General features: G+C 40.6%; 20 protein-coding genes and 1 pseudogene. 9 read left to right on the top strand and 12 right to left on the bottom strand.

Annotated elements, in window-relative coordinates; translation table 11 throughout:
* Positions 1-124 precede the first annotated feature (124 nt).
* The 4 genes from WA1_RS58950 (at position 125) to WA1_RS39485 (ending at position 1,993) form a co-directional block, all read left to right on the top strand.
* Entirely contained in the window at positions 125-283 is a 159-nt protein-coding gene (locus tag WA1_RS58950) for a hypothetical protein (RefSeq protein ID WP_201789153.1), read from the top strand.
* A 3-nt stretch (positions 284-286) separates the two neighbouring features.
* Positions 287-700, top strand: a complete 414-nt coding sequence (locus WA1_RS39495) for a GNAT family N-acetyltransferase (RefSeq protein ID WP_017746127.1) — start codon at positions 287-289, stop codon at positions 698-700.
* Positions 701-740: 40 nt separating this feature from the next.
* Complete coding sequence (locus WA1_RS39490) at positions 741-1,019, top strand: hypothetical protein (protein ID WP_017746126.1); 279 nt, start codon at positions 741-743, stop codon at positions 1,017-1,019.
* A 395-nt stretch (positions 1,020-1,414) separates the two neighbouring features.
* Entirely contained in the window at positions 1,415-1,993 is a 579-nt protein-coding gene (locus tag WA1_RS39485) for a Uma2 family endonuclease (protein WP_017746125.1), read from the top strand.
* 418 nt (positions 1,994-2,411) lie between these two features.
* On the opposite strand, the gene WA1_RS39480 is transcribed toward WA1_RS39485, so the two are convergent.
* From WA1_RS39480 to WA1_RS39445, 8 genes are all read right to left on the bottom strand, one after another.
* Positions 2,412-2,774, bottom strand: a complete 363-nt coding sequence (locus tag WA1_RS39480; protein WP_026134965.1) for a hypothetical protein — start codon at positions 2,772-2,774, stop codon at positions 2,412-2,414.
* A complete protein-coding gene (locus tag WA1_RS39475; RefSeq protein ID WP_017746122.1) occupies positions 2,771-3,091 on the bottom strand; it encodes a hypothetical protein in 321 nt (106 codons plus the stop codon). Before WA1_RS39475 ends, WA1_RS39480 begins: the two co-directional genes overlap by 4 nt.
* A 200-nt stretch (positions 3,092-3,291) precedes the next feature.
* A complete protein-coding gene (locus tag WA1_RS39470) occupies positions 3,292-3,654 on the bottom strand; it encodes a hypothetical protein (protein WP_017746121.1) in 363 nt (120 codons plus the stop codon).
* The gene (locus tag WA1_RS39465; protein ID WP_017746120.1) at positions 3,651-3,971 is read right to left on the bottom strand and encodes a hypothetical protein; all 321 of its coding nucleotides are present in this window, start codon (positions 3,969-3,971) and stop codon (positions 3,651-3,653) included. Before WA1_RS39465 ends, WA1_RS39470 begins: the two co-directional genes overlap by 4 nt.
* Positions 3,972-4,137: 166 nt before the next feature.
* Complete coding sequence (locus tag WA1_RS39460) at positions 4,138-4,590, bottom strand: cupin domain-containing protein (protein WP_017746119.1); 453 nt, start codon at positions 4,588-4,590, stop codon at positions 4,138-4,140.
* A gap of 200 nt (positions 4,591-4,790) precedes the next feature.
* A complete protein-coding gene (locus WA1_RS39455; RefSeq protein ID WP_017746118.1) occupies positions 4,791-6,377 on the bottom strand; it encodes a glucose-6-phosphate isomerase in 1,587 nt (528 codons plus the stop codon).
* 106 nt (positions 6,378-6,483) lie between these two features.
* Positions 6,484-6,735, bottom strand: coding sequence for a hypothetical protein (locus WA1_RS39450; protein ID WP_017746117.1), 252 nt, complete (start codon positions 6,733-6,735; stop codon positions 6,484-6,486).
* Between the two features lie 103 nt (positions 6,736-6,838).
* Positions 6,839-7,036: a hypothetical protein gene (locus WA1_RS39445; protein ID WP_017746116.1), complete on the bottom strand. Its 198-nt coding sequence runs from the start codon at positions 7,034-7,036 to the stop codon at positions 6,839-6,841.
* 186 nt (positions 7,037-7,222) lie between these two features.
* Here WA1_RS39445 and WA1_RS39440 point away from each other — a divergent pair.
* The 4 genes and pseudogenes from WA1_RS39440 (at position 7,223) to WA1_RS39425 (ending at position 11,085) form a co-directional block, all read left to right on the top strand.
* Positions 7,223-7,865 (top strand): annotated as a pseudogene (locus WA1_RS39440) (IS607 family transposase).
* The gene (locus tag WA1_RS39435; protein ID WP_026134964.1) at positions 7,866-9,011 is read left to right on the top strand and encodes an RNA-guided endonuclease InsQ/TnpB family protein; all 1,146 of its coding nucleotides are present in this window, start codon (positions 7,866-7,868) and stop codon (positions 9,009-9,011) included.
* A gap of 168 nt (positions 9,012-9,179) precedes the next feature.
* On the top strand, positions 9,180-10,310 hold the full coding sequence (locus WA1_RS39430) for a branched-chain amino acid ABC transporter permease (protein WP_017746115.1): 1,131 nt from the start codon (positions 9,180-9,182) through the stop codon (positions 10,308-10,310).
* Positions 10,300-11,085 (top strand): ABC transporter ATP-binding protein, encoded by a 786-nt coding sequence (locus tag WA1_RS39425; RefSeq protein WP_017746114.1) that lies wholly within the window; start codon positions 10,300-10,302, stop codon positions 11,083-11,085. The genes WA1_RS39430 and WA1_RS39425 overlap by 11 nt, the downstream gene beginning before the upstream one ends.
* A 123-nt stretch (positions 11,086-11,208) precedes the next feature.
* Here the strand turns inward: WA1_RS39425 and WA1_RS39420 are convergent, their stop codons facing one another.
* Positions 11,209-11,730, bottom strand: a complete 522-nt coding sequence (locus tag WA1_RS39420; protein ID WP_017746113.1) for a peptidoglycan-binding domain-containing protein — start codon at positions 11,728-11,730, stop codon at positions 11,209-11,211.
* A gap of 245 nt (positions 11,731-11,975) precedes the next feature.
* On the opposite strand from WA1_RS39420, the gene WA1_RS39415 reads away from it, so the two are divergent.
* Positions 11,976-12,602, top strand: coding sequence for a hypothetical protein (locus tag WA1_RS39415; RefSeq protein WP_017746112.1), 627 nt, complete (start codon positions 11,976-11,978; stop codon positions 12,600-12,602).
* Here the strand turns inward: WA1_RS39415 and WA1_RS39410 are convergent.
* From WA1_RS39410 to WA1_RS39400, 3 genes are all read right to left on the bottom strand, one after another.
* Complete coding sequence (locus tag WA1_RS39410; RefSeq protein WP_017746111.1) at positions 12,593-12,805, bottom strand: hypothetical protein; 213 nt, start codon at positions 12,803-12,805, stop codon at positions 12,593-12,595. The genes WA1_RS39415 and WA1_RS39410 overlap by 10 nt on opposite strands.
* 281 nt (positions 12,806-13,086) lie before the next feature.
* The gene (locus WA1_RS39405; RefSeq protein WP_017746110.1) at positions 13,087-13,716 is read right to left on the bottom strand and encodes a hypothetical protein; all 630 of its coding nucleotides are present in this window, start codon (positions 13,714-13,716) and stop codon (positions 13,087-13,089) included.
* 350 nt (positions 13,717-14,066) lie between these two features.
* Positions 14,067-14,633 carry a DUF2087 domain-containing protein gene (locus WA1_RS39400; protein WP_017746109.1) on the bottom strand — a complete coding sequence of 189 codons (567 nt, stop codon included), beginning with the start codon at positions 14,631-14,633 and terminating at the stop codon, positions 14,067-14,069.
* Between the last annotated feature and the right edge of the window lie 172 nt (positions 14,634-14,805).

Genomic DNA, 14,805 nt, shown 5'->3' with positions numbered 1-14,805 from the left:
TTGCGATCGCTTTTACTTTTGCGAGACGTACCGATAATCGCAACTACCTTATAGTCCGAGTAGCAATGAATTTCAACACTGCTACGTAGGGTTGCTTAAGAGATGTGTCTTGATGAGGTGAGGAGTGTCTGTTCGATATGAAGTCCCGATTATCTGTGTACGAGAGGAGCGAGTAGTTTCAGCACTGCTCGTAACCTTAACGCAAAAGCACTTGGATGATTTTGGAACTTTTTGGAAAGAACGATTGCGGGCTTCAACCGCAGAGGCTCGGTTTTGGGACTGAGAAATGAAGAACCGAGTGTATTTATCTAGTGTCAGATATGAAGGATTTGTCATTGAGTATGAACAAATGACTCAAGGCTTAATGCTGATTGAAACTTGTGGACATCGCTCTTGGTTTGACGAAAATCGGCAAATTGTCTATGTTCACTCATTAGCGACGGCTCCGTGGAATCGCCCTACACTACAAAAGCCGGTTAAGTATCGATCAATTGGAAGTACGCTACTGCAATTTGCTCGATTTCGCAGTGAAGAACTGGGATATGGTGGATTAGTGGGACTTCATGCATTACCGGATGCAGACCCTTTTTATCGAAAGATGAATATGAATGATTGTGGTAGAGATGAGGCAAAGGAGAATTTGACTTATTTTGAGTGGTATAGTCGTCGTCCATCCTTGTTAGATGAAGTAGATTTTTAAGTAGCAATAGTATAATTAATGACATAATAGGAGAGAGGTTATGGAATTTAAGATTAGTGAAGAACACGCAAGAGCAATGGCACAAATTGAAGAAGAGGCAAACTGCGACATTGGCGCGGGTTTTGATTGGGGTGCAAATTTAGGAGAGTTTCTTGCCAGCACAAATTGTTATATCGATCATAGGAAATTGTTAGAACTTTTGTCCGAACGACTTGAAGATGTGCTATCACAAGAAGAAATCGAAGAAACTGCCCGTAGTTTCCAAGAGCAATTGAGAGAGCGGGTAGTAAAAAAATATCAGCCTCCTCAATCTGCTTAGAAGCTTATTAAATATGTTAAATTCAAGCTACGAATCCTTAATTCGTGGAAGAAATAGGTAAGATTGAACGATCTAGAGAGCTAGTCTCATAAAACAATTGATAAAAGATATATTTTTTGTCAAGGCTAAAGAGAGGAGAAGGTAATATTGGGAAATATTCTGACTCGACGACGTGCAGGTTTTTGCGATGTTGTTTCAGTCATATTACAATGCTGTGGAGTTAGGGTTAACACAAAAAATTTCGTAGGTTGGGTAGATCGATAGCGAAACTCAACCAAATTTAAACCCAGTTGGGTTTTGTTTCTTAGCCCAATTTACTATCATAATAATAAATTGCATATGACGCGATCGCGCTTTGGCAAAATACTCTTATAGTAAAAATGTCTTGAAAAGCTATGCAAACCTACCAAGAACAGCGATACTACTCGCCCGAAGAATATTTACAACGAGAAGAAACTGCCGAGTACAAGAGTGAGTATATTGACGGTTTAATCATTCCTATGGCGGGTGGAACAACTAATCACAATCAAATAGCACTGAACTTCAGTACTGGATTAAATTTTGCTTTTAAGAGAGAGAATTATCGAATTTTCATGGGTGATGTGCGCTTGTGGATACAGCAAAAGAGAATTTACACTTACCCAGATGTGATGGTAATAGCAGATGCACCGGAATATTTTAATCAGCGCACCGATACAGTAACTAACCCTTCAGTAATTATTGAAGTTTTATCTGATTCAACAAAAGGTTACGATCAAAAAGGAAAATTTGAAGCTTATAGGACTATTCCTTCATTTGTTGAATATATTTTAGTTGACCAAACTCGAATTTATATTGAACAATATTCTAAAACCGCAAAGAAACGATGGTCGCTTTGTGAATATGACGAAGAAGATGAAAGTATAAGTTTCACTTCAATTCCGTTTGAGATTTCCTTAGCAGATGTTTACAACAAGGTGGAATTTCAAGCGTAGATACATTATACAAAGTGGTCGCCATTGGGGTATTTGTGAAGTGCTTTTTGATGTGCTCGCATTTTATTGAAATCAATAAAATAGTCACCACTCTTTGGCTCAATTGCAATATACCAACCATAGTGTTGCTCAATCAATTTAGAACGTACTTGCTCAAAAATTTCTCGACACAGCTGATCTGTTGAGTTAGGGTTGATACAAAAAGTCCCGTAGGTTGGGTAGAGCGATAGCGAAACTTAACCAAACCTAAAAATAGTTGGATTTTGTTTCTTAGCCCAATTTACTATCATAATAATAAATTGCATATTACACGATCGCGCTTTGGCAAAGTATATTTATAGTAAAAATATCTATTCCTACGATCGCATTAACAAAATTTCTCTGACTGTTAGCGAACAAGTAGATGCATTGCCTTTCTTTATCCCAACGTCAGTATTCCCGCTTGATAATTAGCCGTTAACGGTAGAATCTTTAGCCACTCTGAACCCAACAAAACTTCTGTCAGTTTTTCACCTACAAAAACAGGTATTTCATACTCTTGTCCATCTAACAGCACTTTACCAAAATAAATGTCAAAAAGGGTTTCTCCCTGTGCTGTTCGCATTTCTTCCTCACGAATAAAACCCCATTCAAGAGCGTCTATATCCTGTTTGTTAATAGCAATAAAGCCAGTGAAACCAGTATCTAACATAACATCCACAGGCAAATTTAATCCATCAGCAGTAATTAATTCAATTTCAAAAAATAGCTCTCCTTTGTTACCAAATGTCCCCTGCATCATATTCTGCCAGTAGCTCCAACTTCATTTAAGCAAAACATACAGTGGATAGCATTTGGGTACTTTTGGCGTGCTTTCAGGCTTGCTACTTCTTTATCTCGATCTATAAAATAATCTCCACTATCTGGTTCAACAGCTATGTACCAGTCATAGTATTTATCAATCAGTTCGGGACGTACTCTTTCAAAAATTGCCCGACAACGTTTATGAAATACTTCTCGTTCCGCTTTCTGTCTGGCTAGTTCTTCTGGAGATAAAGTCCGTTCTGGGAATAATCTTCCTCGACGACGTGCGGGTTGTTGTGATGTTGGTTCACTCATAATGTTAAATTGATTTTAGAGTACCATTCTAATAGTAACTTAAAAAATCAACAAGACTTCCAATACTGCTCGGAGCGGTTTAACCCTAACCCTAGTTATCATTCTTTTTACCTCTGCATCTACTGTGGTTCATTCCTGCGATCGCAGAGTTAACAAAATCTATCTTACTGTTAACGAACAAGTAGATGCATTACCTTTCTTTATCCCAAAGTCAGTATTCCTGCTTGATAATTAGCCGTTAACGGTAGAATCTTTAGCCACTCTGAACCCAATAAAACTTCTGTCAGTTCTTCACCTGCACAAACAGGAACTTCATATTCTTGTCCATCTAATAGTACTTTGCCTACGTAAATATCAAACCTTGATTCTCCCTTTGCAGGTTGCATTTTTTCTTTACGTAGAAAAGACCAATCAAGGCTATCCAAATCTTGTTTGTTAATTGCTAGAAAGCCTGTGAAACCAGTGTCCAACATGACATCCACAGGCAAATTCAAACCATCTGTAGTAAGCAATTCAATTTCAAAAAATAGTTGTCCTTGTTCACCAAACATACCTTGAATCATATTCTGCCTGTAGCTCCAGTTTCATTTAGGCAGAACATAAAATGAACAGAGTTTGGATGCTTCTGACGAGCTTTCTTGGTAGCAGTTTCTTTATCTTCATCAATGAAATAATCACCGCTATCTGGCTCAACAGCTATGTACCAGCCAGAGTAGTGCTCTATGAGTTCGGAACGTACTCGCTCAAAAATTGACCAGCACCGTTGATAAAATACTTCATCTTCTGCCTTCCGCTTAGCTAGTTCCTCTGGTAGTATGGTAATTTCAGGAAATATTCTTCCTCGACGACGTGCAGGTTTTTGTGATGTTGTTTCACTCATAGTGTTAAATTCATTTTAGAGTAGTATTCTAATACTACTTTAAAAACTTGCAAACCTACCAATAACCAAACTATAAGTGGGGTTGGCGTCCTCGCCCGCCTTACTACGAAGAAAGCTTAAAAAGCCCCCTCTCCCAATGGGAGAGGGGGTTGGGGGTGAGGGCAATTTACACCAAACTACCTACTTGTTTCCTCTCCTCTAAGTTTCTCAACGCTGCTTTTGCTGCTTCCAAATCATAAGAAAAGGGTCGCTTTTGCGGAACATAATCTCGTTCAATAGGTGGCTTGTGACGCAATAAAGCATTCACCAAAACAACAGGTTCCGAACTTAAATTTATTGCTCCATGTAAAACACCTGGTGGAATGACAACTATAACAGGATGGTCTTCACTTAAAGGAATATACTGATACTGCTTGTTAAGCAAACTGACAATGACAAACTTCCCTTTTACTACTAGTAGCTGGTCAGTATGTGTTTTATGAACAAATAAATCATCTATTGTATTGGGTGGAACCTGTACCAGCATAGTTTCATCACTGGCTTGTGCTGTAAAAAACTCCACCATTCCGCCTTTGCTGGATTCCAGTTTGCGGATTTCTATCCCCCGGTATTTACTCATATATCCTAAAAGAGCATCTAAGATTGAAACTTTACCTTCAATCTTAGATGCTCTACATTAAAAAAATGTGACTTTGGCAACAAAAAATGCACAAGATGTGATATGTAATGCTTCCAATGTCAGTGAATGATAGTTTAGAACCCCGACTTCTTCAAGAAGTCAGGGTTCTAGTAACCGAGCGCAATTAATGTAGTCAAGTACTAGGCGAGAGAAACTTTTAAACTACTAGGTTCACCAAGGTTACCTTCTAGCACTACACCACGCTGGTTCATGTGTAAATGCCGCAAAATCTTGTAAATGGCTTCAACTTGGTCGGATGCACCTGCTAATCGTGCTATTTCTTCTACAGAAAGGGCTGCTTTTTCGTTTTGCAGGACTTCCACAACTCGTTTTTGCAATTCAAGAATTGTAGCAGCTGCTTTTTTACCAGCTTCTACCCCTGGTTGATGATAGGCGTTAATGCCAACTAAGCTAGCATAATAACCAACAGCGCGATCGTATAACGCAATCAACGCACCCACTGTACGCGCATTAACTTGAGGAATGGTGATTGTAATCGAATCCCTCTGGTTTTCATGCAGTGCTTGGCGAGTTCCTTGGAGGAAACCAGATAAGTAATCGCCTGCTGTGATTCCGGGTTCTAATTCTGGAGATGAACCTTTGCGGTCTTCCAAAACTTCAATAAACGTAACAAAGAAGTTTGGTACACCGTCACGCAACTGTTGAACATAGGCGTGTTGGTCGGTGGAACCTTTGTTACCATAAACTGCTATACCTTGGTGGACGATATTTCCTTCCAAGTCCTTTTCTTTACCCAAGGATTCCATCACTAGCTGTTGCAAGTAGCGACTGAATAAAAGCAAGCTGTCCTTATAAGGTAGAACAACCATGTCTTTTTCTCCGCGTCCATTGCCAGCAACGTACCAAGACAATGCTAACAATGCAGCTGGATTCTTTTTCAAATCGGGAACTCGGGTAGCATCGTCCATCTCTTTTGCACCCTCTAGCATTGTTTGAATATCAATTCCTTGCAATGCTGCTGGTACAAGCCCTACCGCCGACATTTCAGAAGTTCGTCCTCCTACCCAGTCAAACATGGGGAATCTAGCCAGCCAGTTTTCGGATTTTGCTTGTTCGTCTAGCTTACTCCCTGGCATGGTGATGGCGATCGCATACTGGGTAAAGTCCAAATTTTGTCCGGCGTAAGCTTTTTTGACTTCGAGCATGCCGTTGCGGGGTTCTGGAGTTCCCCCAGATTTGGAAATTACTAGCACCAATGTACTAGCTAGACGATTTCTGACTTGAGTTAAGATGCGGTCAATTCCTGCTGGATCGGCATTATCAATAAAGTGAATTGCCAGTGGTGGGAAGTCTGGGGCTAAGGCTTCTGCAACGAATTCAGGACCTAAGGCAGAACCACCTATGCCAATAGAGATAATATCGGTGAAGCGGGGAGCTTTTGGGGGATGAATTCCACCTGTGTGGATTTTCTCAGCAAAATCCTCGATTTGCTCGATTGTATCTACAATTTCTTGGGTTAGCTCTGGATAAGGGGCTAAATCCGGATTTCTCAGCCAATAATGCCCAACCATCCGGTCTTCATCTGGATTGGCGATCGCACCCTTCTCAAGTTCCGCCATATCCGCAAAAGCTTTTTCAAACTTCGGCTGTAACTTCTCGATGAAGGCATCGTCAAAGCGCATCCGGCTAACATCTAAGTACAAGCCTAATCCTTCATGGAAATACAACCATTGCTGGTATCGCTGCCAAAGTGCCGTAGCGTCCATAGAGAAATCTCAAGTAAAGTGATTTTCACAAACAAGTTTAAGCCAAGGTGCTCTCGTTCCTCGGTCTCTCTTATACAGTTTTAAGTGTTGGCTCAACTTTATAGGCTTAAACATCTGGCATAGGTATGACCCTTAGGAACTTGACAATTTCCCCTTTAACCTCTAATCCTATCAAATAATCATCTACAGTAAAACGGTAAAAAATCCCCTCGCCGTCAATCTGTCGCATCTCTGGCAAACAGTGCAGCATCCCTTTTGTAGCAAATTCAATAAAAACAAAATCATAGACCCGCTGGTACGCCGCAGGTTCTAAACTCTTAAGATCTTTTAAAAAAGACCTCGCATAGCGCACTTCCATTCTCACAAATCATTACTCACTTGTCATTTGTCATTGGTCATTGGTCATTGGTCATTGGTCACTGGTCACTGGTCACTGGTCACTGGTCACTGGTCATGACATTTTATGAAAAAATCAACAGTCGCAACGCTTCTTCATGGGTTAGAGTATCCCAAGGTTGCTGCGATCGCTTGACTTCTTGTATAGCTTTAAACATATAAAAGTCACAATGCATTGCGTGAACCGAACTCCAAAAGCTCTCCAAATCCTCATCAGCTAACTGCTCAATTAAATGATGTATCCTAATCCGCAGTAAATTCATATGTTTCACCCCAACCACAGTCCATTATAGTGTTCCCATAACAATGGCAATGCTTAACAAATTGGGGAGTAGGGAGTAGGGAGTGGGGAATAGGGGGACGAACTGTAACCAAATCTTTGGACAACCATTGACATTCTTTCCGGAATGGGGAACTATAGAGGGGTAGTCTATATCAGTGGAATCGATATGGAGAGTACATCAGAAGTGACGATTAGTATTGGAGATGCATCAAAAGAATTAGGCGTCTCCACAAAGACCTTGAGACGTTGGGCTGACTCAGGAAAGATAAAGAGTGAACGTTCGCCTACAGGTCAAAGAAGGTTTTTTCTGGCTGATATTAAGCGCATTACGCCTAGAGATTTAAAGCAACTAGATGAACGTATAACCATTAACTATGCTCGTGTTTCAAGCCATGACCAGAAAGAAGATTTAGTTCGTCAAGCGCAAGTTTTAGAAGCTTTCAGCAGTGCTAATGGTTGGCAGTTTGAAACCATTCAAGACTTAGGAAGCGGTCTGAACTACCAAAAAAAAGGTCTTCAAAGACTTCTCAAACGCCGGGGTGCAAGGAGATGTAGCCAGATTAGTACTGACTCACAAAGATAGGTTGTTAAGATTTGGTGCTGAGCTTGTATTTGCTATGTGTGAAGAGTTTGAGACTGAAGTGGTCATGATTAATAAAACCAATGAAGAAGTCACATTTGAGCAAGAGTTAGTCCAAGACATGATTGAACTTATTACTGTATTTTCAGCACGTCTTGATGGTTCACGTAGCAAGAAAAACCAGAAATTAATTGATGGTATGACTCAAGTTGTAAATGGAGTGAAGTAAATGCTGTTAGGTTTTAAGACAGAATTGAAATTAAATAACCAACAGCGAACAGAGTTACTAAAACATTGTGGTGTGGCACGTCATGCATGGAACTGGGGATTAGGATTAACCAAGCAAATCCTTGATTGGAACAAAGCAAATCCCACAGAGAAAATCAAGTTTCCGACTGCCATTGACTTACATAAATGGTTAGTCGCATTAGTAAAACCTGAATGCCTTTGGTATTACGAATGTTCTAAGTCTACACCGCAAGAAGCTCTGAGAGCGTTGAGAATTGCCTGGAAGTATTGTTTTGAAAAAAAGAAAGGAGTTCCACAGTTCAAAAAGAAGGGACAGCACGATAATTTTACTTTGGAAGGCGCTGTCAAGATACTTGGAAGCCATAAAATTCAAGTTCCTAAACTTGGAGTCCTAAAAACTTACGAGTGTCTGCCAACGCATTGTCCTCGAAAAAAGAAAAAGTCTCCCAATAAAGTTCCTTCACCTCAATTTCAACCAAAGTCGGTGACAATCAGTCGTGAAGCTGACAAATGGTTTATATCATTCAGATTTGACGTGGAACAAGAAGAATCGACTTCAGACAGTATTGTAGGCGTTGACCTTGGTGTTTTGAACTTGGCAACATTGTCTACAGGAGAGATTATTGAAGGAGCCAAATCCTACAAGCAATACAAAGACAAGTTATCCCGAATGCAATGGTTGAAGCGCCATAAAGTTAAAGGTTCAGCTAACTGGAAAAAAGCGAATGTGCAAGTAGCTAGACTGCATTCCCAAATTGCCAACATCCGAAAAGATACATTACACAAGTTGACTACACTATTAGCTAAAAACCACGGCGTAATAGTTATTGAGGACTTAAATGTGTCTGGCATGATGGCTAACCACAAACTAGCAGCAAGTATTCAAGACATGGGATTCTTTGAGTTTCGTAGACAGTTAACTTACAAGTGCGAGCTATATGGTTCTAAACTTGTAATTGCTGATAGATGGTTTCCTAGTTCTAAGACGTGCTCCAATTGTGGAACAGTTAAAAAAGAACTTTCCTTGAAAGACAGAGTATTCAACTGTGAATGTGGTGTTAGTTTGAATCGAGATTTAAACGCCGCCATCAACCTGAGAAACTATTCGTCCGTTGCTGCTAGTTAGGCAGTGTGAGCCTGTGGACTGGTTGCGTGCCGACACCGCCAGAGTGAAGCAGGAATTAAGCATCAAAGTTCAGCTAGACCAATGACGAAAAATGTCTAGCCTTGGGTAACTTTGGGTAAGTCTTTTATAACGGTAAAATAATCAATCCCCAATCTTCAATCACTTCCTATGGCAGAATACCTAATTTTTCTGACAATTTCCACGTCAATATTTGCTTTGTTCAGTTTGGGACTGAACTTACAGTGGGGTATTACAGGTTTGATTAACTTTGGTCATGTCGCCTTTATGACACTAGGCGCTTACACCACTATACTGTTAACCCTTAAGGGTATCCCCATTATCCTCTCAGCGCTGATTGGATCTTTTGTGGCTGCGCTGTTGGGATTAATCATCGGTTTCTCAACGCTGCGGTTGCGGGAAGATTACCTGGCAATTGTGACTATTGGTGTTGGCGAACTGATTCGATTGGTGGTCAATAACCAGGATTTACCTGTGGGCGACCAATGGAGACCGGGTGCTTTTGGCGTACAAAGTTATCCCATTCCTCTAGCAACTCTTGCACCCAACCTATTTATCAAACTTTTGATGATTGCGCTGTTAACCCTGCTCGCTGCTATCAGTTTATGGCAGTTATGGCGCTGGATTCGCGCTTCTCAAATTACACATCCCGATTCAAATCAAAGAACAGTTAAAAAACCAGAATTCATCTCGCGTCTCATCATAGGAATTTTCTTATTACTGTTAATAGTATCCATTTATATTTCTGGTGTTATAAAATTGTATGATTACGACCCAAAAGCAGGTCTGATGCTGCTATCACTTATAGTTTTAGCTGTTGTATTCTGGCGGTTGGAAATTTTAGTGCGATCGCCTTGGGGTCGCATCCTCAAAGCCATCCGCGAAGATGAAGAGATTCCCAAAGCACTGGGAAAAAACGTTTTCTGGTATAAAGTCCAATCCCTCATGTTAGGAGGTGCGATCGCAGGAATTTCCGGTGCTTTTATTGCATGGCAACTTGCTGCAATTTACCCCAATAATTTTGAACCGCAAGAAACTTTTAACGCGTGGATTATGGTTATTCTTGGCGGTTCTGGTAATAATCTTGGCACCATCCTTGGCGCGGTCATTTACTTTATTTACTATGAAGGTACGCGCAATTTAGATAGAATTATCCCCCTAAATTCAGACCAATTGAGTGCGCTTCGTATCATGATTATCGGTCTACTTTTGATGGTACTGATGATTTGGCGTCCTCAAGGTATCTTAGGGAAAAAGGAGGAACTTACCCTTGGTAAATAAAGAGCCATCCCAAATTTCATTACTATCAGCCACTGGGCTTTGTAAAAGTTTTGGCGGTATTCGAGCAGTCGATAATGCGGAAATTCACGTAGCCACTGGTGGTATCACTGGCTTAATTGGTCCTAACGGTGCTGGCAAAACAACTTTATTTAACTTACTCTCAAACTTTATCCGCCCAGATAAAGGACGGGTGATTTTTGATGGAGAACCCATTCACCACTTGCAGCCATATCAAATTGCCTGTGCTGGTATGGTACGAACTTTTCAGGTAGCCAGAACACTGTCGCGATTGTCAGTGCTGGAAAATATGCTATTAGCAGCGCAAAAACAAACGGGCGAAAATTTCTGGCAAGTGCAATTCCAACAACACAAAATTGCTCAAGAACAAAATGTTCTCAAAGAAAGAGCTATGCTTCTTTTAGAATCTGTGGGGTTGGCACAAAAAGCACAGAACTACGCAGGGAGTTTGTCTGGAGGACAGCGCAAGCTGCTAGAAATGGGAAGAGCACTGATGACCAATCCCAAGTTAATTTTGCTAGATGAACCAGCCGCCGGAGTCAATCCTAGATTGATTGATGAAATTTGCGATCGCATCCATTCTTGGAACGAGGCGGGCATGACATTTCTCATTATTGAGCATAACATGGATGTCATCATGTCCTTGTGCGATCGGGTTTGGGTGCTTGCAGAAGGGAAAAATCTCGCTGATGGCACACCAGAGGAAATTCAAAACAATTCAAAAGTTTTAGAAGCTTACTTGGGCAAATCGGCTTAAAAGAAATTTTGGATTTTGGATTTTGGATTTTGGATTTTGGATTGGAAGACCAGCAAAATTGCAATTCCAAAAACCTGATTTCTTTGTAGAGACTAGTTATGCTCAGTCTCTACAATATTTGTGCTATTGACTGCTAAACGCATTAATGTTACAGCGACAAGCATGAACTTCAAGCTTACTCAACACGCGCCAAGTTCGTGATTCAATTATGCCATTACTAACCAAATAATGCTCTGCTTGAAATGCCCGAACTGCGTTCTCAGTTTTCACCTCAAAAACACCATCGACAGTTCCATAATAATAGCCACCTGCTTTGAGTGCTTCTTGAACTGCTTTCACTATACGTCCATGACTGCCGACATTGAGTTCTGGTAAGCTATCAGCTCCTTTATACAGATAATTCCACGTTTGTTCTCCTACAATTCCATCCACAGTTAAAAAAGCAAGACACTGCAAATACTTCACAGCATTTTGAGTTTGTCGGTCAAAGTAGCCTGTTGTGGAAACTGACATGGGATAAGCTGATACAGTGTCCAATGGAACGAGTCTTTGGTTCAAAGCTTTCTGCATTTTTTTAACAATTTGACCGAAGGCACCAAACTGTAAAGTGGGTTGCTGAGTAGGGTACTGAATGATAGCAGGCATAAGTAGAAGGTTTTTTATGTGAAGGAGATTTTTTAAGACTTATAAAACAGACTTCAGAGTTCCCTACAAGCAACACAGATAGAAAAGAGTACCTTCGAGGGTGATTTTTTTCAGGTTCAGTCGTGCTAACCAGTGACCAGTGACCAGTGACCAATGACAAAAATGTTACCTATTGACATTGCCATTGAAAGAAAATTTAACTAAGATTATCCAAAATTTTCGAGGCACTACCAAATTCACAGGTTATGATTTCTCATAAAGCTTCAAAAATTATTCTCATTGTTTCCATCCTTTGGAGTTCCACTTCATTGACTCAGGTAGAAGCTAGCCCCAAACAGATAGATTCACCTCCTGAATTTGGGTGTCGTTCTACAACAACAGATACTCCTCTGTTTACACAGCGCACAACAACATCACAGCAAATTGGCACCGTTTATAAAGGCGGTCGAGTCTTGCTACAAGAATCCCCTCGAAAAGGTCTTCAACTTATTGCAGTCTTGGAACCAGAATCAGAAAAATACGGATATATCCAAACAAAAGTACTGGATTTTTGTGATTCATCCAAAGACCCTGGTAATAGGAAGCAACCTATTGCCATATCTTGCAGGAGAATCAGAGGGATAGAAAACGAACAATATGAAGTTTATCCTGAACCTGATAAGAACTATACACCAATTGCAACTGTTAGAAGCGGACAAATGGTAATGGTGAGATTAAGACAAGATGGCAGTGTTAGTTCTTATAGGAATAGAGATTTAATCTGGATAGAAATTGACCTTTACAAAACTCCAATGCCAGCAAGATATGATTTTCCTGAAGGAGAGACGGGATGGATAGAGAATCAAGACCAAATTGGTTATTGCTACCAGTGAGCAGTGACCAGTAACCAGTGAGCAGTGACCAGTAACCAGCGATCAGTGACCAGCGATCGGTCAGCAACTAAAAAGCCCCCTCGCCCAGTGGGAGAGGGGGTTGGGGGTTGACTGCTGTTCACTAAAAACTCTGCATATCTGGGCAAATCCTGTAGAATTGCTGAGATATTCTGTGATACTGTATTCGTGGTGGCTAAACACATCCGACAGTAACGCCTAGTTAACCATGAAGGTTAAAAAGCTCGTTCTGGGGCTTGTGAACCACTCAAAACAAATCAATATACACTTTAAGTCTCGTACCTACTTTAACGGTATCTCTAACTGGGAATTAGTGGTCAAGGAACCTGAGCCACGGGGCAAGGGAACCAAGCTCTAATGCGCTTCTAATTGAGCAAACTTATACCGTGGAGTTGGACTTGCCCATATTTACGGATTTATTCCTAGATATGCGTAGGTTTTTAGAAGCGGTGAGGGTCATGAAACCTCAACTGACAGACGCCTTATTACCTTTGTGTATTAACCCCAAAGCCGATTGAGCTGAAGGAAATGCAGAAATAGCCGTTTGGACTGATAACTGATTCACTGTTACAGGCTGAGTCTCATGAGTTGAATGAGTAATCACTAATGGTTGAGTCCTTTCCCGTGTAGCAGTCACTCCCTCTTTACTTTCAGGAGCAACGGGTGATGCAGCTTGTCTGTCATAGATGACTGTGGTCGCTTCACTAGGCGCTTTTGTTGGAGTCTGGCTTTCTTCATCTAGAAACCAACCCAATCTAGAAAGCATTGGATTAGCTGGTGAAAGTTGAAGAGCTTTAATTTGAGAATCTTTCTCTGTTATCAGATGTTGGAGGTTGACCACCGTTTTCTCCAACTCGGAAGATTGACGTACTGAGTGTTGCAATCCCACCATTAATGCACCCGCGAGTCCCAACCCTAAACTAAATGCTGCTCCTACTCCAGGAGAAACAACATCCTTCAGTTCACCATAGTAAATTTCTTGACCCTCTACTTGGATTTTGACTGGTTTTGACCCTTGTATAGCTAAAAGCAACAAAAATGACGCAAAGAGCGTACCAGATATGACAATGGTAGGCAGTATGATTTTTTTGAGCATAGAAAAACCTGCTGGTATCCTGTTTGACTACTACTTAGGTCACCGAACAACTGCACCCTTTAAAAACTTTAACCTTCTGCTGCACTTAAAAACTAGAATTTTTTGAATGCAGCAAATACATTGATATGTGGTTTCTACTGAGCTTCTCAATCCATAGTTTGTCAATTTAAGTGACAATCTGTTTGTGTATTTTTGATGAATTACACAAAGAATTTGTAAATTTTTATAGAGTGATGTGTAAAGACGCGCCATGGCGCGTCTCTACATTGTCATTCAGATAATTCTGATAAGGGTTTTGGTCTTATCTGAACCGTATTGTTCCATACGTAAGTATGGAAGGGTCTACTTTATTATTCTTCTACAAAACGGCGGTAAACTTCATTCTCTCTTTGCATTAACTGGTGACCAACTAATTCCCTGCGTAAAGTGGCGCAGTCAGGATGGTAGTGCTGAAGAATTTGATTCATAGTCTTTTCGGAGTAATTCACTCCTATCTCAAATTTGCTTGCCAACCACTTTAAAATGACTAAGCGTTTTTTACGACTTGTGGGAATTTCTTTGAGGCGATCGCCTTCTATATATATGCTAAGAACTTTGCTTTCCCATGCTTCGGTATCCACATCTTCAACAAGAGAGGCTATTGTCTCTGGCTTAGCAATCTCCTTGCCAATATTTTGCAAGGCTTGATTGTTCAACTGATACAAATGAGCATTTCCCTCCGGACGCATTGTCACTAAGTTGAGCTCTTTCAGTTTTGCAAGATGATGTGACACGGTTGGCTCCTTCAGTTGTAGGAGCACCGCCAATTCTTCAACACTACACTCTTGATTCGCGAGGATACCCAAAATTTTGAGTCGGCTTTCATCTGCCAACGCCTTCAAAAAGCGCAGCAGAATTTGAAACTGCTCATTGTTCATCTTTTGTTATACTGTTATTAGACGCAAATCTAATTAGTTTTTCATCAAAGTAAAGGTGCTGTTTTCCTTTGACTCAGCACAAAGCTTGTCTTAAGGATTTTTGAGTTAAGTTAATTCTGTTACGAATTACTAAGAATATTTAGTTTTCTTAAGTAGTTCTTTACATTTCGCC

It is taken from the genome of Scytonema hofmannii PCC 7110 (assembly GCF_000346485.2).
Lineage (GTDB): Bacteria > Cyanobacteriota > Cyanobacteriia > Cyanobacteriales > Nostocaceae > Scytonema > Scytonema hofmannii.
The sequence above is the reverse complement of the archived record's forward strand: the minus strand, read 5'-3'. Positions and strand labels throughout refer to the sequence as shown.

Coding starts and splice junctions, on each gene's coding strand:
- WA1_RS39495 (WP_017746127.1), top strand. CDS start 287: ATGAAGAACCGAGTGTATTTATCTAGTGTCAGATATGAAGGATTTGTC.
- WA1_RS39490 (WP_017746126.1), top strand. CDS start 741: ATGGAATTTAAGATTAGTGAAGAACACGCAAGAGCAATGGCACAAATT.
- WA1_RS39485 (WP_017746125.1), top strand. CDS start 1,415: ATGCAAACCTACCAAGAACAGCGATACTACTCGCCCGAAGAATATTTA.
- WA1_RS39480 (WP_026134965.1), bottom strand. CDS start 2,774: ATGATGCAGGGGACATTTGGTAACAAAGGAGAGCTATTTTTTGAAATT.
- WA1_RS39475 (WP_017746122.1), bottom strand. CDS start 3,091: ATGAGTGAACCAACATCACAACAACCCGCACGTCGTCGAGGAAGATTA.
- WA1_RS39470 (WP_017746121.1), bottom strand. CDS start 3,654: ATGATTCAAGGTATGTTTGGTGAACAAGGACAACTATTTTTTGAAATT.
- WA1_RS39465 (WP_017746120.1), bottom strand. CDS start 3,971: ATGAGTGAAACAACATCACAAAAACCTGCACGTCGTCGAGGAAGAATA.
- WA1_RS39460 (WP_017746119.1), bottom strand. CDS start 4,590: ATGAGTAAATACCGGGGGATAGAAATCCGCAAACTGGAATCCAGCAAA.
- WA1_RS39455 (WP_017746118.1), bottom strand. CDS start 6,377: ATGGACGCTACGGCACTTTGGCAGCGATACCAGCAATGGTTGTATTTC.
- WA1_RS39450 (WP_017746117.1), bottom strand. CDS start 6,735: ATGGAAGTGCGCTATGCGAGGTCTTTTTTAAAAGATCTTAAGAGTTTA.
- WA1_RS39445 (WP_017746116.1), bottom strand. CDS start 7,036: ATGAATTTACTGCGGATTAGGATACATCATTTAATTGAGCAGTTAGCT.
- WA1_RS39435 (WP_026134964.1), top strand. CDS start 7,866: ATGCTGTTAGGTTTTAAGACAGAATTGAAATTAAATAACCAACAGCGA.
- WA1_RS39430 (WP_017746115.1), top strand. CDS start 9,180: ATGGCAGAATACCTAATTTTTCTGACAATTTCCACGTCAATATTTGCT.
- WA1_RS39420 (WP_017746113.1), bottom strand. CDS start 11,730: ATGCCTGCTATCATTCAGTACCCTACTCAGCAACCCACTTTACAGTTT.
- WA1_RS39415 (WP_017746112.1), top strand. CDS start 11,976: ATGATTTCTCATAAAGCTTCAAAAATTATTCTCATTGTTTCCATCCTT.
- WA1_RS39410 (WP_017746111.1), bottom strand. CDS start 12,805: ATGTGTTTAGCCACCACGAATACAGTATCACAGAATATCTCAGCAATT.
- WA1_RS39405 (WP_017746110.1), bottom strand. CDS start 13,716: ATGCTCAAAAAAATCATACTGCCTACCATTGTCATATCTGGTACGCTC.
- WA1_RS39400 (WP_017746109.1), bottom strand. CDS start 14,633: ATGAACAATGAGCAGTTTCAAATTCTGCTGCGCTTTTTGAAGGCGTTG.